Origin of the sequence: Microterricola viridarii, assembly GCF_900104895.1 — a bacterium.
GTDB classification, from domain to species: Bacteria; Actinomycetota; Actinomycetes; order Actinomycetales; family Microbacteriaceae; genus Microterricola; species Microterricola viridarii.
The window spans coordinates 1824490-1843596 of record NZ_LT629742.1 but is presented as its reverse complement, the minus strand read 5'-3'; the positions used below and the strand labels follow the sequence as shown (position 1 = coordinate 1843596).

Below are 19107 nucleotides of genomic sequence, written 5' to 3'. Positions count from 1 at the left end.
AAACCGACCGAGCTGAGCGCAGGCAAGAGCTGCGTGTGGCACACCGCTCACCACTACAACAGACACATGACGCGAAGGAACGAACATGAGGCGAACAAAGTCGCAGATCCGAGCTGAACAGATCGCCAAGCTCCATGCCGAGCAAGAAGCGTACGACAGGCGAGTAAAGGAGTCCGTGAAGACCGCAGCGTTCGCGCGCTGCGCGGCGGCCGAGGAGCTCTACGAGATGCTCCGCATCGAACCCGAGAAGCCGGCGACGCGGGAGGGCAAGAACGGACCAGTGCAGGTCTCGACCGACAAGGACGAGACCAAACGAAGCGCCCGTCTTGTCGAGGCAGTTGCGCTGCTCGTCGGCGAGCGAGACTTGCGCGCTGCCGGGTCCCAGCAGCGGCCACAGGCGGCGACCGCGCTTGGCGCGGCGTCGACTGCTTCCGGTCAAACGACGGGCTTCCGCCCGATTGGATGACCGTTGAGGAGTCACAGCATGGCTGTGGCGATGCGCACGACGAAACCCCGTCAGTACCGTACGGTGCGGCGGGGTTTCGTCGTCTCGGAGGGGGGACCCGGCGCAGGCGGGGGGAGGCACCAGCGCTCCCCCGGGTGTCGGGCCGGAGGCCTGACCAAGCCGTTGTGCGGAAGACAAGAGCGAAGCGATATGTCTGACGGATAAACTGCTTGCCGTCTCTCTTGTAGGCTGGTACCACCCTCGCGGAGCGTGGGAAACACAGGACCAGGCTGCAAGAGAGACCGAGCGAAGGGGGCGGACTGATGACGAGGAACGATGAGGCGAGCGAAGCGACGCCGAAGCGTCCGAGGAAGAAGGCCGTCAACTTCGCGAAGCGCCGCACGTTGAGATTCAGCGACGATGAGGAACGAGCGGTCGAAGACGTGCGGCGAGCGTTGGCCGAGACGAGCGGTCGCGACCTCGACGCGGTCACTTTCAGCGAGGCACTTCGGCTGCTCATCACCGACAAGCTGGGTGCGGCCGACGTCGAATCTAGGGCGCTTGCGATCGAGCGCAGCGGCACAGCTTCAACCGGCTGGGGCTTGCACGCGATCTCCGACCGACTCGGCTACGAGCTCGGCCCGATACGCAATCATGCTGCCCACCTGAGCGGCAATCTGAATCAGATTTCCAAAAGGCTCAACATGGGTGACCCAGTCATTGCGGCGGAGATTTCCGCAGCGCTCGAAGGCGTCGCAGCGCTTCGCGCCGTGCCCGATGACATCGAGCACAGGATCGCACTCTTGGTCGCTCGCGGGTTCCCTCGCCACGGCGAGGGTTGAGCCATGGCGGTCATCATGGCGAGCCCAACGCGCAGCAGCGCTGCACTAGTCAACTATGTCCTCGCCGACAAGAAGGACCAGCGGGGCGAGCGATACGTCATGGCTTCCGGTGTCGGCGGGTTGCTCGTGTCAGTTGCTGACAAGCAGATGCGCGATGTGCGCAAGAAGTTCAACAAGGACAAAGCCGGCGCCTACGTGCAGGCGTACCACGTGATCGAATCGTTCGGCAAGGACGAGCTCCTGCCCGACTCACCCGACTCCTGGCTGACCGCGCAAAAACTCGGGAGGGCTCTCGCCGAAGACAGGTTCCCTGGACGGCAAGTGCTCGTTGTCACTCAGCGTGATGGCAAGACCGGGTGCATTCACAATCATCTGGTCATTAACAGCATCGAAACCAAGACGGGCAAGAGCCTCAACAGCAGCATCGTCATGCATTCCCGCCTCGTCGAAGCTCATGAGCGAGTTCTCGAGTCCGAAGGGTTCGAGCAGCGCGCAGATCTCAAGCAGGCGTTCTCTGACGCAACCGAGCGCCGAGAGCGCGGCGAGCCGAGTGGCATGCGAAGAGCGCACTCTGTTCAGCACAGCGAGCTTCGCGAGTTCCAGCGCCACATCCAGTGGGAGGTCAACAACGAGATCGCCGACGAGTTCGGGTTTCCACACGATCCAGAGCCGTTCAGCGCGACAGTTCTCAAGCACTGCATCGGGCGGGCTCTTACGGATCCTGCTGCGACTGACTGGGCTAGCTTCGTCGAGGCCGGCCGAACTTACGGCGTGCGCATTGAGCAGCGAGGCAAGAAGGGCCGTGGAATCTCTTATGGCATGCTCCGCGAGCAGCCCGACGGCACACTCGCCGAACCCTCATCGAGCGCCCGGCGACGGTGCGCAACGCTCGGCGCAGACTTCGAGATGGACGCTGTGGAGGAGGCTCTGGCGCGCAATGGTGCGTTGGTGCAAGCACAGGCTTTGCTCGTGCCTGTCATTGCCACAGTGTCGCCGTCGGTCCCGCCAACCCCACAGCACAAGCCGGCGGCGCGGATGACATCGATGAATGAGCGGATGCTGGCCGCGCTGGAGGAGGTCGGCAAACAAGCTGAGGCCAACACACAACGCATGATCGCTGACTACATCATGGATAAGACTTCGGCGACGGCGGTGCAGAAGCCCGCCGTCACCCCTCCGCAGTCCGCCGAGCAGCTTCCCGACACTCCATCGCCTTCGAATACCGGCGAAGCTGACGAAGCCCAGGAAGTCGCCCAATCGACTCTCTGGGTCTCAGGTGCGGGTGACGCCACCACGACTGTCTTGGCCGCCCCAGACGCCCCAGACGACTCAGACAACTCAGACAACTCAGACAACTCAGACAAGCTTCGCAAGATCAACGCGCGTAGCCGTCGCTTAGGCCTACCGCCGGTGTCGGCTGCGCAACACGCAGAACGCAAAGCGCTGACACCTGAGCAACGCAAGCGGAGACTCGAACGTGCCGCGTGGTTCGACGACGCCACGCCCGCCACCGCGCTTAGCAAGCATGGCCCCGAACTCGGCGACTGACGCCTGCCACGGATCGGCATCGGGGTGAGGCCTGCGTGCGCATCGTCGCCGCGCAGGCGGCCCAGAGCGTCGTCGCAAATACATCGGGCACCGACTGCGCGGTGATGGGCCCTGCCCCACGACCACGACCGAATTGGGCGCAAGAACACAAGCCTTGCTTGCCTTGCTTGCCTTGCTTGCCTTGCTTGCCTTGCTTGCCTTGCTTGCCTTGCTTGCCCTGCCTGCCTTGGCTTGCAATGCGGCTCGCGACTTCGGCGATGCGGACTTCCTGGTCGGAGTCAGCGACAGCACCCACCAGCGTGACCCTAGCGCCGCGTTGAACCTGCACCTCGTGGCCCCGTGCTTGCAACTGTCAGGGCAATTCGGGCAGAAACGAATCATCGACTGATGCCGTCCTACGGCTGACTGCTCTGCGCAGTCGCCGATCTGTCACGTTCTAACCGTTCCTCAGCTGGCATCGCGAAAGGCACGACTAAGGTCAGAGGCATGAACCCTGCCCGCAATTCTGACTCCCCGACCGACGCATTCGTGCATTGGTGCGAGTCGTGTGGACGTGAAGAATTGCTCGAGTCGCAACGCGCCTATGAGGCAGGCTGGGACTTCCCTCCAAACATGGGAACTTGGGGTGTGGTCTCTCCACGCACCTGCCCAAATTGCACCATCAAGAACACTGTGTGGTGGGCGATCGCGATCGAGAAGCGCAGCATCGACGAGATGACACCTCGACAGCGGAAGGCCGTCGGGCGAATCCTCGACGAACTGCCGCCGGGCACCGCGGCCAGCAGCAACCTGTGAATCCGTTGGGAGCGAAGTCTCAAAAATGGAGCTCCAAGAGACGTGCGGCCCGAAGCCATATCTCCTCGTCTCTGAGCAAAAGCTGCAGCTCGGAAACGCAGAGAACGTCCCTGCGGCTCGTTTGCACGCCAACATCAGGGCGGAGAAAGCTGCTCTAGTCTGCTGCTCATGAGCCTTACGTCACCCACCTCTGACGGCATCGAAGGAGGACCCGGCCAGCAGGTCTCGGACGGTGACCTGCGCCGCTTTGGAGAAGCGGTATCCCGTCCGGGGGCGCGACTCGACCTTCATCGTGAACGCCCTCACTGACATGCTTCTTGCGATGGCGCCCATGTCGATGCAAAAACTCACCGAGAACGAAGTGCGCTTCCTGATCGAATCGGGCGCATTTACTACCGAAGAGTGGGCCGAGACTTCGGCATCGGTGAACCGAGGAAGCTTGCAACTTGGCGCCGCTGAGGGTCGACTGTTGGCGCTTTTCGAAACCGAGTCGATGGAGACCGTCACCGACTTCCTGGGCTGGAACGAAGACGCCGTTCGCGCTGCCGTTTCCGCAGGTCGCCTGTACGCGGTCGAAATATCAGGTCGGCTTCGCTTCCCCACTTGGCAGTTCCACGCCGCGTCGCCCACCAATCTCCTTCCCGGTCTCACCAAAATCTTCAGCGTCATCTCTCCGCGATGGCATTGGCAAATTGCTGCTGCATTCGTGGCGACACCCCAGTCAAGCCTCGTCGCCGAGGGGCGCAAGACTCCGGTCGAATGGCTGCGCGACGGAGGCGACGTCAACGAGGTGACGCAGCTTATTGAGTCTGATGACTGGTGAGCAATCCCAACCAAGCCTGACCGCAGGCTAGATGTATGATCGTGCAAGGGTCGCGTAGTGAATGCCCTGCGGTGAGGATCTCCGACTAGATCTCTCAACCTCGAAGGAGCAGCGCTCCAGCTCGCACTCGCGTCACCACTTCTCGTTCTGAATTCCAACGCCCTAAGCATGCTGAGTCGGCAGATTATGCACTTAGGAGCGTCATGTCTCAGACCGAACGAACTCGTGCCGTACGGATCCGCGCGAAGGCCACTGGCCAGAGCTATCAAGTTGCCCTTGAGTCACCCTATGTGGAACCGACCTCTGCCCAGCGAGAGCTCGAGAGCCTCTTTCTCCGCACGCTCGGTACACTCTGGTACGAGCCCGCTCCAGAGCAGGAATCCTCGTCCGGAATCGTCAGCGTCGAACCACGCCATTCGAGTCTGACCGTTCACCTTGGCCGAGATACTCGACTTGGCGATGTCGGCGAGCTCATCCTTCCCAAATTCGTTGACGAATCAACGCCAGAGCCTCCGTCCGACGTCGAAATTTACGGTATCCCTGGCCTTCGAATGAGCGCTCACCCGGCAGGGACACGTCTATACCGTCCAGGCATTTCAGCGGAGCTAATTCTTGCAAGAGTACGACCAAGCGACCTCGATATCGCTCCCCGCGATCACACCTTCTATCTAGGTGACATCCACCCTGACTCCTGGTCTCGTCAAGAGCTCGACTTCGAGAAGAGGTATCCGCTCTCCCTCGGGTTAGATATCGAAAGTGAAATGCTCAGACGGCTCGGCATCTTTCGGGCTGCAGGTGCTTGGAGTGCCCACACTTGGCGAACAGCGTGGCCATCAAGCCACGCAATCGAAATCGCATTTGAGCAAAAAGTCACCAAAGAACAAGCCGAGTTCCTGAGGACTGAGTTGATGTCCAAGCACCTCACACCGCAACTCACCCTCGATCGCTTCGAAGCACCACGCGGAGACTCAGGGAGGGCCTATTTTGAACTCTCGATGCCCGATAGCGGCCACTCCGTTGAGGTTCGGCTCGAGCACCATCCGCGGCCCTCGCGCGATTCCTGGTCCTTTGCGAAGAGGACCTAAGCGTGGCCGCAGGAATCTGGTTGAACGAGGGTTGGCCCATGCATGAGCAGAAACTCTTGAGCAACAGGCTGCAATCCACAGCCCTGCCGTTCTCGAACGACGAAACTCATGTGGTGATGGCGGGCGACTGGCACGGCAACACCGACTGGATCGGCAAAGCAATCCCGTCGATTGCCCGCGAGACCTCGGGCGTCAGAACGATCTTGCACGCTGGCGATTTCGGCATCTGGTCCGGCGTGCGAGGTCGCAAATACCTCGACGCCATTGACTTCTGGTGCGACAGGGCAGGGATTGCCCGGGTACTGGTAACCCCAGGGAACCATGAGGACTGGGATTGGCTCGACAGAGAGTTCAGTGCGCAGCCGGGCAAGCCGGTAGAGCTGAGCACGACAGTTGAGGTGCTCCCCCGCGGCTACCGATTCGAGATTGGCAACCGGATACTCGTTTCATTCGGCGGTGCAGCCTCCGTCGACTTCGATTTGCGGAAACCGGGTATCGACTGGTTCCCCGGTGAGTTGCCGACGGAACAGGACGTACTGCATGCCATCAGCGGTGGTCCTGTAGATGTCCTACTCACGCATGAAACGATCGACGGGGGCACCCCAGCTACAGAGTTGGTACTCAGCAACAACCCGATGCGCTGGAGCCCAAAAGCGCTCGAGTACTCAATCCAGTCGCGTGCACTCGTCACCCGCGTCTGGGAAGAAGTCGCACCGAAGCTGCTGTTTCACGGCCACATGCATGTTGCAGATGCGACCAGACTCGTCTCTGGCCAGCAGGTGGTTTCGCTCGGGCGTGACGGCCAGGCCAAGAATCTCGCTCTCCTTGAACTGTCGACTCTGGACTGGCAATGGCTGAATGGTGCACCGAAGCCGCCAGGTGTTCGGCGCACAAGAGACTGGGAGACCCAGTTCATGACAAGACCAAAGATCGAGGAAAAAGATGGCTGAGCCGGAACTCTCTGAGGTGATCGATTCCTCATCCGAACCGCGGGAAATACACCTCGACGTCGCTGCGTACCGCGCAGCCAAAGCATCAGATAACGGCGAGCGGATCAGCCTGGGCGAACTTCTTTCTGAGCGCGATGCGCCCACAATGCCCGGCGACGCGGCACTCATCGCATCGGAGATTGCCGCGGCTCTCGTGCGCGCCGACGTCGACAGTGACGGCACGGCATTCCGCCGCTTCATCCAGCTCGACGAAAACCTCGCAGCTGAATCCGGCGCAACTCGATTCAGTTTCACGCTAACCGAGCCGGCCCCGACTGGGTCGGCGCGCTGGGACACCGCGATCGCCGCGCTCTGCGCGTACCGTCTCAACTCTGGCTCGCTCCCGATCCCCGACTGGGTAAGCAATAGGAACGGCAACCAGCAGACTCCCTGGGTGCCGCCGTTTAGTCGCTACAACTCCCCGGTTGATTTAGCCCAGGTCCCAGTCGAGTTCCTCCGCGGCGGCATCTTGATTCAAGCGTCGACGTTGGAGAGCGAGTAGTGGCCGACGACCGACTCGATGTCCGCGAGCTCACCCGACGCCTTAACGCCGCCCTCGGCGGCACGCTTGTCGCCACTCTCGCCGGGTCAAAGGACACCAAGATCTCCCACACGTGGGCGAAGGACGGTGGCCCCGCGCCGCGCGCCGAGGCAGTCCGTCGACTGGCGTTCGCCTATGAGCAATGGCAGAAGGTCGACGAGGCTGAGGGCGAGCATGTCGCACGCCTCTGGTTCATCGGCGCCAACCCTTGGCTCGACTACGACACGCCTGTGAACGCGATCCGCGAGGGTCTGTACAAGGAAGTCGGCAACGCCGCTCAGGCCCTCGTCGACGACTCCTTCAGTGGCTGATCCTGAGCCGGAGCAAACAGTGCATGCTGAACGCATGAGCAAAGCCACGCACCTCCCCGCCGTAGACGTCCTAGCCGGTGACCTGATCATCCGGCATGACGGTACCGCCTACCGGGTGCGCGACGCGACGCCCTCTGCCTCGGGAAAGGTCATCCGGTTCAGCACCCTCGTCGAAGTCGCTGCGCCCGGCGGCCCCGAGCTCGGACGCCGCTTCAACCTCAGCCATCGAGCAGGGACGACGCTCCTGGTCGAGCGCGGTCCCGAGGACTTCAAGCTTCTTGAACAACTGGACATGCTGCGCGACGTCGCTGACTTCCGTGACGCAAAGGCCGTGGATGACGGAGAGCACGTCGGCCTGGATGAGCTCTTCTCAGAGCTCGACGTTTGAGCGCCCCGGCAAGGTTCCCCGCAAGTCGGCGCAGCCTACGAAGGTAGCTAAACCGCACAACTTGACCAACTCTCGGCAGGTACAGCTATCAATTAGGAGGTGCGCCCATGGTCGCGAGACGTTCACCAGCACGAACCCGGATGCTCCAAGAACTGGGCACGAACATCACCCGCTGGCGCAAGCTCCAAGGGCTCAGCGCCTCACAGCTCGCTCTCCGAGCCCACGTCACCCGCGAGACGCTCCGCAACATCGAGACCGGCACTGGCACCCCGAAGATCGACTCGCTCCTCGCTGTGCTCACATCGCTTGGCATGGCCAACACGGTTGTCGCCAGCTCGAGCCCCTGGAACTCGACCGCAGGACGAGCCCTGATGGACGAGCACATCGGAATGGCCGACCAGCCGCTCGCGCCTGCTCCGGCTGGTCGGTCCGTGAGTCCGCGACCGAACGCGCCGTTCCAGCATCGCATCGAGCGCGTCACGTACGAGCTTCATCGGGCCGTGGCGAAGCGCCTGATCGAAGATAGTGACGCGGTCATATCGCGCGTTCCCGAGCAGGTCGAGCGCATGCGCCCAGACGCGGTGGGCGGAGCACACGCCCTCCTTGATGAGTGGATCGAACTCACGCATGCCTCGGTCGGCGACATCATCAACGTCATGCTTGCAGACGACGAACACGCGAAGGAGATGCGACAGATGTCACCCTTCATTGGGGTGCTTCCGGAGGAGGAACGACTCGAAGCGATCGCTCGAGCAGCTGGAACGGTTGCGTGAAGCTTCGGCGAGTTCGAAGACAGAGCCCGACATCGACCATCCGGGCAGCCGCGCATAGAGCTGAGCCCGGGCACTCAGCCACACACCCCGAAAGCGAGGTGAAAGCACCATGAACGAATTGCCGCATGAAACTCTGCTGCCCTCAGACGCAGTCCCCGGCGCCGGAATCCTGCTCGCTGTCGACGTCGACGGCGTGCTGAACACCATCGACGTTGACCAGTGGGAGCGCAACCGCAGGACCGGGCAGTCGCTCCAGGAGGCGATGCCGCCTGCGGCTGACGGTTTTGAACGCCGTCACATCCGCACCGCCCACGGCGACAAGTACTGGGTGGACATCGACCCTCAAGTGATCCTCGCCCTCGACGCGTTCGTCAGAACCCACAACGTCGAGCTCGCTTGGCTCACCACTTGGGGACCGAACGTGCGTGCGTTCATCGAGCAGGCACTCGACGGGAAGTTGTCGGGAGGATTCGTGCTGGCCAAGAAGCCCCCGCGATACCGCGGCGCTGTACCTGCGGAATGGAAACGAACGGCCCTCCGCGCCCGGATCGAGACCACAGGACAGCCATGGATCTGGGCCGACGATGAGGAGATCGCGATCGGTCGCACTTGGTCGGACTTCGACGAAGACCCGATCTTCGCTGTGCCGAACTTGATGTTCGAACCGGCACCGACTGTAGGGCTCACCGTGGACGATGTCGCCGCTATGGAGCGATTCGCTGTGTCGTTCCACACCGGAGCTTGCACCCTCGGCATCACCTCGGACGAGCTCCGAGCAATCCTTGGTGATCGGCTGCCTGCGTTCGAAGGCTGGATACGTGGCCAGACCTTGGGGCTGTGCCCGGAGCACGGCGTCGTGGTCTACCGCATCGACCTCGAGCGGTTCGTTACCAAGTCGCGCGTGGCATTCGACTGACGCCCGGCACTGCGCTCCACTCAGGGCAGACGCACGCTTGATAAAGTTATCAACGGAACCCATCCTTGATAACTTTATCAAGCGCACCCCTCAACAGCCCTTTCACTCAGGCTCCGACAGCGCCCTGAAGTCTGGTGGGCACTGACCAAGGGCGCCGCCCGCCGGTTCAACGCAGAACGACACCCGTAAGACAGGGCATGCTTGGCGCATGAGCAAAGCCGCGCACCTCCCCGCTGCCGATGTCCGAATCGGTGACCTGATCACCAGGTACGACGGAACCGGCTACCGAGTGCGCGAGGTGACACCCTCTGCCTCGGGAAAGGTCATTCGGTTCAACACGCTCGTGGAAGTCGCTACTCCCGGCGGCCCTGAGCTCGGCCGCCGCTTCAACCTCATCCATCGAGCCGGGACGATGCTCCTGGTCGAGCGCGATGCTCCGCTGCAATTGGCAGCGGGCCTCATCACGGTCACACTCGACGACGAGGGCACTCTCGCATCACGAATGACTGACCGGTTCCAGTGGATGCTGGAGCTGTCTCCAGAGGACCAGGCAACGTGCGCTCAGGACCTCGTCGACGCTGCTCGAGCGTCACTCGCTACGGAGCAGCCGCATCTCGTCATCGCCGAGCTCACCGCCTGGCGGGAGACCGCAACAGCGATTGCCGCCGGCTTCTCGAGCGACCCGATCGAACTGAATGAGGGCATTAGGCCGGTCGAGCGCCCCTGACAAGCGTTCGAGGTATGTCGCCCGTCAGAGCGACGCTTGCACGAACCGATCGGCGCTGAACGGCTGGAGAGCCGTGTCGCCCCGGACATACAGCGGATGACGCGGGTGGCCGTCCTTGGTCGGTTGGCCCAGTGACATCCACTCGCAACCAGCATCCGCAGTCAGCTGCACGATGTCCCGAAGCAACATGGGCAGATAGGCCCTGGACTCGATGAGCCCGCCCCAAGCGGCGAGGAGAGTGCGCGGCTGGTCGCTCGGCCGGCCACCCAGCACCTTCGCGATGTTCCGCTCATTCTCGGCCTTGAGATCGGCCCGGTGCATGCGATCGAGACCCTTCGGGTCGGTAGAGATCTGCGGGTAGACGTTCAGCATCGTCCAGCTGTCGTAGCCGTTGTCGGCCGCGAAACTGCTCACGCGCTTGACCGTACGATCCAGTGCATCCGGCGTCGCGGTGCTCGGATTGATCCCGAAGCAGACGAGCGGATTCTCACCGACCGTTCCCAGCACGAATCGCGCCGAACCGTCGGCCGCCCGCTCATAGACCCATTGGCTCTGATCCACGCTGTCCCCCATCTGCTCCTGCGACTATCCCATAGTGGACGAGAGCGCTCCGACGAATAGTGCGGCGAGCGGGCTTCTGAAGTGGTCGCACCGGACCATGCCCGACGCTCATGCTCGCAGGATTCAGCAGCTGGACGCACCTGCGCAAAAAGTAGAGTAGGTAGGTGGCAAAAGGTAAAGTAGCCACGACAACCGGAGGCTTCAGCAACGGAGACAGCACTCGCCTCGGCGAATTCTTCGAGGCGGTCGTTCCGCTCGCGTTGCTCACTGCTTGATCGACGACGCATAGCGATCGACTCCGTCTGGGAACCGACCGATAGCCTCACTCGCTACAAGTAACTACGCTCGAGGCTTGACCCCCGGGAATCAGAGCGACATCCAACGCGTGCTCGCGAATGAGATCCGCTACGACGCTCTCGATGAACGAGACCAAGCAACAGTGCGGGCAATCTGGGATGAGCAGGTCACCGAACGCATCGCGCGACTAGACCTCGCCGCAGAATTCACACAGGCCGGGCGATCATGGACCGAGGCAGACGCGCACGGTGGCGTAATCAAGCGAGCCCCCAGCGAGCTGAGCAACTAGCCCTGGTGCCTCGATGGATTCGCTATTGATCAGCCCCGCGAGCCGGACCTCACTCCATCGCGGCTTGGATGCGCCGGTCGAGATCGTCGAGCTCGGCCAACACTTCAGACGCAGCCCAGACACGGTTCTTCTTGCGCCCCGTGATCTCCGTGAGGTACCCCTTCTCGACGAGCTGGTCGATGGCGCGGTAGGCCTGGGATGCAACTGAGCCGGAACGGGTCTCGATCTCGTCAGCGCTCATCACCGGGTGGTCGTAGAACGCCTGAATCAGCGCGGCGGCAGCCGACCCGGCGCGTGGGCGTAGCTCTGCGGCCCACTCATCGGGCATCGCCTTCAGGCGAGCGATGGTGTCACGCGAGCACTCGGCGGCAGCACGCGCCGAGCGCGCGAAAAGGTCAATGAGCGGCGCGGGGTCGCCGCGGCGGTAATCGCCAAGCGATGCAAAATACTCGTCACGGCGGGCAAGCAGACCACTGGCGAGCGGAACGACGGCATTACGAGTGACTCCGCGACGACGCAGCACAGCAGAGACCAGCGCGCGCCCGATGCGACCGTTGCCGTCGGTGAAGGCGTGGATCGACTCGAACTGGGCATGACCGATCGCGGCCTGCACCATCACCGGAACGTCGTCGCGGTTGAGGTAGGCCACGAGATCCGTCATCAGCTCAGCGACTCGCTCGGGCGCCGGCGGCACATGGAGAGCATCGCGGGGCGAGTAGTCGCTCCCGCCTATCCAGTTCTGCATGTCACGCAGAAGGCCGGCGTAGCTGGCCTCGTCTGGGTCGTCGGCCATCAGCGCGCGGTGCGCGCTCGTGATGTGCTCAAGCTCGAAGCGCCCGCACTCATCGACAGTCGTGATGAGCTCATGCAGCGCGGACGAGGCTGCGACCATGCTCACCGCAGAGGCGTTGCCCCGATTGCCGGCGATCGCTTTGGCGTAGTCAACCGCGGTTGCGGTGATGCGCTCAATCTTCGAGGAGGCCACAGATTCCGAACGCATCATAAAGCGGCTGAGCGCCGCGGAGTGACGTTCGGCATCGGTATCAGCCTGGGCGACGGCGAGGAGGGCCTTCTCAGTTGCAAGCAGCACAGGCAGCGGCGGCACGTAGTCGAGCGTCTTGATCAGCGGCGGGATTGTCGCGTCGACCGAACTAAGCATCCGATCTTCGCGCGTGCCACCGCGCACCTGCTGACGCCAGGGCAGAGTCTCAACCCCGTGCGAAGGCCAAGCCTGATTGGTGACATCGATGTGCATAACCACGATTCTACTTCGTCTAAGTGGTGTTTACGCCCACTAACCACAATAATTTGTTGGCGTAGTGGTGGCTATGCGCACCTCAACACGTGACTAGCGACTCGTTCCGCGACCCTCGATAGGCTCGATCCAGCTCAGGCGTGCCTCTCTAATAGTCGGAACAGGTGTGTTCCCACATCGGCCCGAACTCGCTTCTTCCGTCATCGTAGGAGTACACGGCGCTGACCGGCCCTGAGAGACCCGAGGCCCTCATCGCTGGAAAGACGGCCGAATCACAGAGTTCGTCGATGGCCGGACGCTGGGCATCGAGCAATTCGGTGGCAGTCGGCCAGTCCACCGAATTTGCGTAGGTGTAATAGAACCACACAACGGAATAGGTCCCGGCCGGGAGACCGCGGTCGCCATTGGAGTCTTCCATTGTCCCTTCAACGCGGGCCTCAGAGTACATACCCGGAGTCTGCGCGATGACCTGTGGCAGCGTGGCTCTCTCTGCTTCGACATAGGTGAGCAGGGCCTCGGCGTTCTGGTCACGCAGCTCTTGAGCTGCTTCAGCCGGTGACTCGGGTGCCGAATAGCTCGAGGTCGAACTCGAGCAGGAAGTAACTGCGGCGAGAGTGAGCAATGAAAGCGCAGCAGCGGCGACAGCTCTCCGCGATCGTGACACGCCCATCTAGGAAGCCGCCCCCGCGAAGAACACGCTGCTATCAGACACCATCGAGGCGACGACCCAGGCGCCTCCTGGAATGTCCGCAGTGGGAACCTGGGCGCAGTTGAGGAATTCAGCCTGCGCTCCGCCGTACATCAAGCCAACTCTGTGCAGCTCGCCGGGAGCGGGCAGCACCACCGAGCATGTGACGCTGTCGTACGTGTTGCCCGACGCGGTGACGTACGAGACATCGAACGAGTTCCACGGGTCAGCACCCTCGGCCACTGCCTCGACGTCTTCAACCTGCACCGTCACAGGAGCGGTGATGTATCCGTTGCCTTCGGCCGGCGCCTCGTTGAACTCATTGGCAGCCATGATCTCGGGCCACGCATCCGAATCAGTCTCGCCGAGGCTGTACGTCCACACAGAGTCGGCAGCGTGCTTGCCCGCGGTGCCAACCGGGAACGGGTTGGCGCGGGTGCCCGGCTTAGCGGCCGGCGCTTCGGCCGTAGCCTCGGCAGTGGCTTCTGTAGACGGCTCGGCGCTGGCCTTGGGCTTAATCTCACCCTCTACGGGGCCAGTGCAGCCGCTGAGGAGAACGACAGAGCCAATGGCGGTAGCAAGCAGAGCGGACACGGGAATGCGCACGGTGGTTCCTTTCTGATGGGACAGGGCGCGAATTGCCGACTCATGCGTCACAGCGACGCAACGGCCGCGGCGCTCCGCCCGAGATTGGATCTGGTTTTAGACCAGACACCGCCCCCAGCGTTTCAGCCTATGGCGACTCCCTGACCCCAGCCAGCCTCCAGTTCGAGTCACACACCGGGCAGCCGGGCGCAGAGAGCAGTCGCCCACCTCGCCCACACTCACGCCCACCCCGTAACCAAATCCCCAGGAAGGCCCACGCATGCCTCGCACCACACTCTCCCCACGCGAACACATCGAGCCCGCTGGCCCGGCGCGGGCTGCGAGCCCCTCTGTCCTGAAAGCTGGCACTAACGCTGGGGCAATCGCACGGGGACCACATCACGGCTGAAGGCGCTCCGGTGACCTCAGCGCCGAAGGTGCCGAACAGGAGCTCCAAGCGGCACTGGCCCGCATCGTGACAAGGAGTCGAGCTGCAACGACAGGCGAGGCGACCGACGACGTGCACGGATGCCGCGCATGCGGAACCTGGGTCCGTGACGACTGCTGATAAGGCGGCTCTCCACGCAGTCATCACATTCACTCGCGAGTGGTGGACTGGGCTGTTCTATCCAGTCGAGAGCCCGTCACCATCCTGGTGGCGGGTTCTCCCGGGTGTTGCATCCGGTATGACAGTGCGCCCCCAACCAGGACTCGATCATCGAGCAGCTCATCGGCGAGAGCCGACTGGTGGTGTCGCCCTCTCCCGCTCTTGGTGATCGTCAGACGCCCGTCCTAGATCAAAGGTGTGGTCGCAAGGGACTCCGACACCTTCGTGACAGCGTGGGCAGCAAGTCGCAAGCACGGCCGCTCGCCACTGGACTTCCGAGTACGTGGGGTTGCTCTGCATCCTGCGCTTCCTCCGCTCACGCGCCCGCGCTTGACGTGCAGGGTGCCAACCTCGGTTACCGTCGACACGCGATCCCGAACTCGCGGACTGCGGCGTCTGCTGCGTCTGCTGTTTGGCAGGTCGCTCCCGGACCAACCAGCCCAACGCGAGAACGATTGCGGTTCCGCCCACGATCGCAATGAGGCCCAGAAGCCCGGTCGGCGGGCCACCAGTAATGCCCGGATCCGGTTGCGCAAGGATCATGACCTCATGATGCCTGACATTGCGCTCGCACGCCATCGAAGGACGCGAGAACGACACCCCGATGAACGAGATCCGCAAGGGTCATCTGGACGACGTCAGCCGCGCCGCACTGGCAGTGGTCGACGACGCGTTCGACGGCTGAACTTACACGTCACCGAACCATAGGCGACGTGTCTTTCAGCAAAGTCACAGGACTCTGCCATACTCCGAGACATGGCTACACCAGAGCTCCCGACTCCCGGGCCACAGCAGACCACGCCTCAGCCGCAGCAACCGCCGCTCACGCAGCCAGAGTACGCCGCGCCCGTTCAGACACCGCCGGGGCCGCCGGCCCAGCCCGTGAAAGAGAAGCCGCGCCGGAACACCATCGGCCTCATCGCGCTCATCGCAGCCGCGGTCGGCTTCATCTTCGCCTGCATCCCCGGCGCCCTCATCGTCGGCTGGATCCTGTTGCCGATCGCTTTCGTTCTGGGGCTCGTCTCGCTCTTCCTCAAGGGCCAGGTCAAGTGGATGGGCGTCACAGCGCTGATCCTCTCCATCATCGGCACGATCGTTGGGTTCGCCGTCTTCTTCTCCGTCGTCGCAGCGTCTTTCGATGAATCGTTCGGCGCTGGTGAGACCACCGTTGTCGAGGAGTCTGATGATGCAGCTGCTGGCGACGAGGCAGCGGCAGCTGATGAGGACGCCGCCGACGCCGGAACTCGCGAGAGCCCGTTCCCGATCGGCTCGGTAATCGAGAACGACGAGTGGCGCGTCGTCGTCAACTCGGTCACGCTCGCCGCAACCGACGCAGTCATGGGCGCCAACCAGTTCAACGAGGCACCGGCCGAAGGTACCGAGTACATCATCGTGAATTACTCGGCCACCTACATCGGTGACGACGCTGATGGCCAGATGCCCGCCTTCGTCTCTGTCGAGTACGTCCGGGCCGACGGAACCACCGTCAGCGGCCTCGACAAGATCGTCACCGCGCCGGACCCGATCGACTCGATGAGCACGCTCTACACCGACGCCACCGCGACTGGCAACACCGCATTCGAGGTCCCGAGCGACACCGCTGGCCAGGGCGTCCTCGCCATCACGCCGGGCATGTTCGGCGACAAGGTCTTCGTCGCAGTCCAGTAACTTCTCCGAGCAACGCAGCAACGCCCCCGGTGACGCACCGGGGGCGTTGCGCTTCTGCGCCCGGTCACGCACACACCTCGCCGCATACCCATAGCTGCTCAAATTCGGCAGGCAGTAACCCAGGCCGGGCCGCCTCGGAGCCCTTGCCTCTCCCAACCTCTGGCCACGCACTGTAGCAACTTGCTACAATCGAGTCATGAGCACCACCACCCCCATGCGCGTAGACGTCGACCTCGTCGACGCCGCCAAATCCGTTGGAGCGCTGGAAAGCCGCAGTGCGACGCAGCAGCTCAGCCACTGGGCACGGATCGGGCGTGAGCTCGAGACGTCTCCTGGCACGAACCACCGCGACATTCAGCGTGTTCTCGCCGGAGAAGCCGGCTACGAGTACGACGACCTCGAAGAGCGCGACCAAGCCGTGGTTCGAGCGAGCTGGAACGAGCAGATCGAGAAGCGTCGCGCCAGCCTCAACTTCGCCGAGGAATTCACGAGAGCTGGTCGATCATGGACCGAGGCCGATGCCCAGGGACGAGTCGTCAAGCACGGCAGCGTCGCGGAAGCAGCCCTCAAAGCAGAACCGAAGGCCACAGGCGCCGCAAAGGCTACACGCGGTTCGAGGCAGAAGAGCGCATCGGGAACGATACGCGTGGTGAAAGCCTCGGCCGCATCGAGGGCCTTGCGTAACGCAAGTGCATCGAAAGTCACCATCGTGGTGAAAGACGCAGGCGCGCCGACGTCTGCGCGCGCGAGAAGCAACTCGTAACACTTGCCTATCCTCTACCTCCTCGCCGGGCCGAACGGCGCAGGAAAGTCCACCTACGTCTCCCACCTTCTCGACCCGACAACCAAACTGCCTTTTGTGAACGCCGACATGATCGCAGCGGAACGCTGGCCGGATGCACAGGCCGAGCATGCGGGCGATGCCTCTATGGCGGCAGCTGACGAACGCGCAGAATTGATGGCAAACCGCTCATCCTTCATCACTGAGACCGTGTTCAGCCACATCAGCAAACTCGAGCTCGTCACCGAGGCAGTCGATCTCGGATACCTCGTCGAACTACACGTAATCCTTGTTCCCGTCGAACTCGCAGTGAACCGAGTCCACGAGCGCGTGAAGGACGGCGGTCATCGCGTGCCCGAACACAAGATCCGCGAGCGCTACGAACGCTTGTGGGGGTACGTCGCGAAGGCCCGTACTAAGGCACACACCACGACATTCTTCGACAACAGCTCCGCCAGAGAACCTTTCCGCCCCGCCGCGTCCTACCAGAACGGTCTGCTCATCGGCACGCCCTCGTGGCCAGCCTGGGCGCCGGCGGAACTCACCGCCTGAGTGCTGCGGATCAGCCGTGTGATCGCGGCTGCGACTCCCGCCATCCCGGCAACTGCTCATCAAGCAGGGCTTGCCGCTTGCTATTCATCCAGCTCCGACCGCTCCGAGCGGCTTCGCGCTGCGCCGTGACCCATGGCCCCGGATGCTTGCTACCTGAGGGAACCGCGCCCGTTACACCGAGCACGAAGATGGCGTCGATGAGATAGCGCATCCACTTCGCCTCATTCATGGCCATGCCGCCAAGGTTACTGCTCGGCGGCCGTTAAGCCGCCTCGATCTCTGCCCGAACGTCGTCGATGCGTGTGAGCGAGGGAGGATCGTCCCAACGCACCGCCAGCGTGAATCCCGACATGTTCCGCTTCCCGACGGTCTGACGCTCGACTCGAACGACATACGGAATCTCCAACGTGTCGAAGTACTTGCTGACTCCCGGAATCCCCGCGCCCCGCTCCGCGGACGCCTGCTGGTCTCGCGAGATGCAGAACTCGCCGTTGGGCTGGAACCACATGTCGCCCTTGAGGGACAGCATGCCAACGATCTCCCGCTGCGCTGTGCGCGGCTCCGGGGTGAGGGTGGCCATGGGTTCAACGCTTTGCGACGTTTCGCCGTGGCGAAGCGCAAGAGCTCCTATGGAACACATCTGTTCCATTTGTCGAGAACTCAACAAAAATGGAACAGCTGCAGTCCATCAATTAATGGTGGAACGCTGCTGCCTCTTGCGCTTCTTCTCTTCGAGCGCGGCATCTCTGCGCATCCTGTCGCCGTAGGTCCCTTTGCTCGGCCGCACTTTCGACATCATCGGGACGAAAATGATCGGGCCGATGAAGGCAGCAGCCCCGAAAATGAAAGCCCAGGTTGAGCTGCCCTCTCCGTTGTCCCAGGTGACGTAGAAAAGCCCCCAAGCCAAGGCTTCCCATCCAATTATGGCGAGTGCAATCATGCGCTGATTCTAGGGGCTTCTGCGGTCGTCATGCCGGCCCATGGCCGACGCTCATAGCGAAGGCGCTACCACAAGGATTCTGGGATCCCCGCGGTTTCGAGTGAGCAGTACGCAACTGCCTCCGTGATCGCCACACCACGGGACGAGATTGAGTCGGGGATGCACTGCATCACGACCATCGAGTCTGGTCCGGGATACCCCTTCTCCACCAGACCGTCTTTCACACTAAGGATCGAGTCCCAGACACTCCGTCGGGCCGATTCAGTCAAACTCTCGCCGCCGGCCATGAGCGCAATATCCGTAGCGTCCTTCAGTTCGTCGTAGGTGTAGTCGCCGCCCAAGACGACCCATGCCTGATGGATCGCGCCCTCGGTCTCGTCCGCCTCTGCCGAACTCGATTCCTCCGAGCTGTCGACGGATTCTGCCTCATCGGCAGTACTCGCTGTCCCCGAGCTGCATCCGGTCAAGGCGACCCCGGCTACCAACAGCCCAGCCGCGAACACCATTGAGCGCATTCCCCCACCTTCCCTTAGAAATGCCCAGTCTGGCATGCGCGGGCGCGCTGGTTCGTGAAGCAGAGCGATACAGTCTCGTCGACACTTAGATCCCAACGTCGGAACCACTCAGTAAGGTCCAACCATGCCGCTTCCAGCGCTTTCCAAGGCGAACGCAAGGTGAGGTTGCTCGGTGGACCACATTGC

The 19107-nt window shown here is 62.6% G+C and carries 26 protein-coding genes; 18 read left to right on the top strand and 8 right to left on the bottom strand.

Annotation, left to right across the window (positions count from 1 at the left end; translation table 11 throughout):
• The first annotated feature begins 85 nt into the window (after positions 1–85).
• The 14 genes from BLT62_RS08375 (at position 86) to BLT62_RS18115 (ending at position 10183) form a co-directional block, all read left to right on the top strand.
• Positions 86–466, top strand: coding sequence for a hypothetical protein (locus BLT62_RS08375; RefSeq protein ID WP_083363640.1), 381 nt, complete (start codon positions 86–88; stop codon positions 464–466).
• Between the two features lie 302 nt (positions 467–768).
• The gene (locus tag BLT62_RS08370; RefSeq protein ID WP_083363639.1) at positions 769–1287 is read left to right on the top strand and encodes a hypothetical protein; all 519 of its coding nucleotides are present in this window, start codon (positions 769–771) and stop codon (positions 1285–1287) included.
• Positions 1288–1290: 3 nt separating this feature from the next.
• Positions 1291–2835 (top strand): relaxase/mobilization nuclease domain-containing protein, encoded by a 1545-nt coding sequence (locus tag BLT62_RS08365; RefSeq protein WP_083363638.1) that lies wholly within the window; start codon positions 1291–1293, stop codon positions 2833–2835.
• Between the two features lie 154 nt (positions 2836–2989).
• A complete protein-coding gene (locus tag BLT62_RS08360) occupies positions 2990–3223 on the top strand; it encodes a hypothetical protein (protein WP_156786290.1) in 234 nt (77 codons plus the stop codon).
• A 239-nt stretch (positions 3224–3462) separates the two neighbouring features.
• Positions 3463–3630 (top strand): hypothetical protein, encoded by a 168-nt coding sequence (locus BLT62_RS17975; RefSeq protein WP_197675187.1) that lies wholly within the window; start codon positions 3463–3465, stop codon positions 3628–3630.
• Between the two features lie 292 nt (positions 3631–3922).
• Positions 3923–4453, top strand: coding sequence for a hypothetical protein (locus BLT62_RS08350; RefSeq protein WP_156786289.1), 531 nt, complete (start codon positions 3923–3925; stop codon positions 4451–4453).
• A gap of 203 nt (positions 4454–4656) precedes the next feature.
• Positions 4657–5538 (top strand): hypothetical protein, encoded by an 882-nt coding sequence (locus BLT62_RS17650; protein WP_156786288.1) that lies wholly within the window; start codon positions 4657–4659, stop codon positions 5536–5538.
• Positions 5539–5576: 38 nt separating this feature from the next.
• Complete coding sequence (locus BLT62_RS08345) at positions 5577–6488, top strand: metallophosphoesterase family protein (RefSeq protein ID WP_083363635.1); 912 nt, start codon at positions 5577–5579, stop codon at positions 6486–6488.
• The gene (locus BLT62_RS08340) at positions 6481–7029 is read left to right on the top strand and encodes a hypothetical protein (RefSeq protein ID WP_083363634.1); all 549 of its coding nucleotides are present in this window, start codon (positions 6481–6483) and stop codon (positions 7027–7029) included. The genes BLT62_RS08345 and BLT62_RS08340 overlap by 8 nt, the downstream gene beginning before the upstream one ends.
• The gene (locus BLT62_RS08335; protein WP_083363633.1) at positions 7029–7379 is read left to right on the top strand and encodes a hypothetical protein; all 351 of its coding nucleotides are present in this window, start codon (positions 7029–7031) and stop codon (positions 7377–7379) included. The genes BLT62_RS08340 and BLT62_RS08335 overlap by 1 nt, the downstream gene beginning before the upstream one ends.
• A 34-nt stretch (positions 7380–7413) precedes the next feature.
• A complete protein-coding gene (locus BLT62_RS08330) occupies positions 7414–7767 on the top strand; it encodes a hypothetical protein (RefSeq protein ID WP_083363632.1) in 354 nt (117 codons plus the stop codon).
• Positions 7768–7874: 107 nt separating this feature from the next.
• A complete protein-coding gene (locus BLT62_RS08325) occupies positions 7875–8540 on the top strand; it encodes a helix-turn-helix domain-containing protein (protein WP_156786287.1) in 666 nt (221 codons plus the stop codon).
• Positions 8541–8649: 109 nt separating this feature from the next.
• A complete protein-coding gene (locus tag BLT62_RS08320; protein WP_083363630.1) occupies positions 8650–9456 on the top strand; it encodes a hypothetical protein in 807 nt (268 codons plus the stop codon).
• 208 nt (positions 9457–9664) lie between these two features.
• Positions 9665–10183 carry a hypothetical protein gene (locus tag BLT62_RS18115; RefSeq protein WP_083363629.1) on the top strand — a complete coding sequence of 173 codons (519 nt, stop codon included), beginning with the start codon at positions 9665–9667 and terminating at the stop codon, positions 10181–10183.
• A 24-nt stretch (positions 10184–10207) separates the two neighbouring features.
• Here BLT62_RS18115 and BLT62_RS08310 read toward each other — a convergent pair whose 3' ends face one another.
• The 4 genes from BLT62_RS08310 to BLT62_RS08290 all read right to left on the bottom strand — a co-directional run bounded on the left by BLT62_RS08310 (position 10208) and on the right by BLT62_RS08290 (position 13879).
• Entirely contained in the window at positions 10208–10744 is a 537-nt protein-coding gene (locus BLT62_RS08310; protein ID WP_172829665.1) for a DUF1643 domain-containing protein, read from the bottom strand.
• A gap of 635 nt (positions 10745–11379) precedes the next feature.
• Positions 11380–12585, bottom strand: a complete 1206-nt coding sequence (locus BLT62_RS08300; protein ID WP_231919402.1) for a Fic family protein — start codon at positions 12583–12585, stop codon at positions 11380–11382.
• Positions 12586–12733: 148 nt separating this feature from the next.
• On the bottom strand, positions 12734–13033 hold the full coding sequence (locus BLT62_RS08295; RefSeq protein WP_083363625.1) for a hypothetical protein: 300 nt from the start codon (positions 13031–13033) through the stop codon (positions 12734–12736).
• Positions 13034–13255: 222 nt separating this feature from the next.
• On the bottom strand, positions 13256–13879 hold the full coding sequence (locus BLT62_RS08290) for a hypothetical protein (protein ID WP_156786286.1): 624 nt from the start codon (positions 13877–13879) through the stop codon (positions 13256–13258).
• Positions 13880–15027: 1148 nt separating this feature from the next.
• Here BLT62_RS08290 and BLT62_RS18325 point away from each other — a divergent pair.
• The 4 genes from BLT62_RS18325 to BLT62_RS08275 all read left to right on the top strand — a co-directional run bounded on the left by BLT62_RS18325 (position 15028) and on the right by BLT62_RS08275 (position 17466).
• Positions 15028–15150 (top strand): hypothetical protein, encoded by a 123-nt coding sequence (locus tag BLT62_RS18325; protein ID WP_269457801.1) that lies wholly within the window; start codon positions 15028–15030, stop codon positions 15148–15150.
• A 71-nt stretch (positions 15151–15221) separates the two neighbouring features.
• Positions 15222–16133 carry a DUF4352 domain-containing protein gene (locus BLT62_RS08285; protein WP_231919401.1) on the top strand — a complete coding sequence of 304 codons (912 nt, stop codon included), beginning with the start codon at positions 15222–15224 and terminating at the stop codon, positions 16131–16133.
• A 196-nt stretch (positions 16134–16329) separates the two neighbouring features.
• Entirely contained in the window at positions 16330–16896 is a 567-nt protein-coding gene (locus BLT62_RS08280) for a TA system antitoxin ParD family protein (RefSeq protein WP_083363623.1), read from the top strand.
• 3 nt (positions 16897–16899) lie between these two features.
• Entirely contained in the window at positions 16900–17466 is a 567-nt protein-coding gene (locus tag BLT62_RS08275; RefSeq protein WP_083363622.1) for a zeta toxin family protein, read from the top strand.
• 10 nt (positions 17467–17476) lie between these two features.
• Here the strand turns inward: BLT62_RS08275 and BLT62_RS17640 are convergent, their stop codons facing one another.
• The 4 genes from BLT62_RS17640 to BLT62_RS08260 all read right to left on the bottom strand — a co-directional run bounded on the left by BLT62_RS17640 (position 17477) and on the right by BLT62_RS08260 (position 18912).
• On the bottom strand, positions 17477–17701 hold the full coding sequence (locus tag BLT62_RS17640) for a hypothetical protein (RefSeq protein WP_156786285.1): 225 nt from the start codon (positions 17699–17701) through the stop codon (positions 17477–17479).
• Between the two features lie 27 nt (positions 17702–17728).
• A complete protein-coding gene (locus BLT62_RS08270; RefSeq protein ID WP_083363621.1) occupies positions 17729–18046 on the bottom strand; it encodes a hypothetical protein in 318 nt (105 codons plus the stop codon).
• A gap of 108 nt (positions 18047–18154) precedes the next feature.
• Positions 18155–18406: a hypothetical protein gene (locus BLT62_RS08265; RefSeq protein ID WP_083363620.1), complete on the bottom strand. Its 252-nt coding sequence runs from the start codon at positions 18404–18406 to the stop codon at positions 18155–18157.
• Between the two features lie 65 nt (positions 18407–18471).
• Positions 18472–18912, bottom strand: a complete 441-nt coding sequence (locus tag BLT62_RS08260; RefSeq protein ID WP_156786284.1) for a hypothetical protein — start codon at positions 18910–18912, stop codon at positions 18472–18474.
• Positions 18913–19107 lie beyond the last annotated feature (195 nt).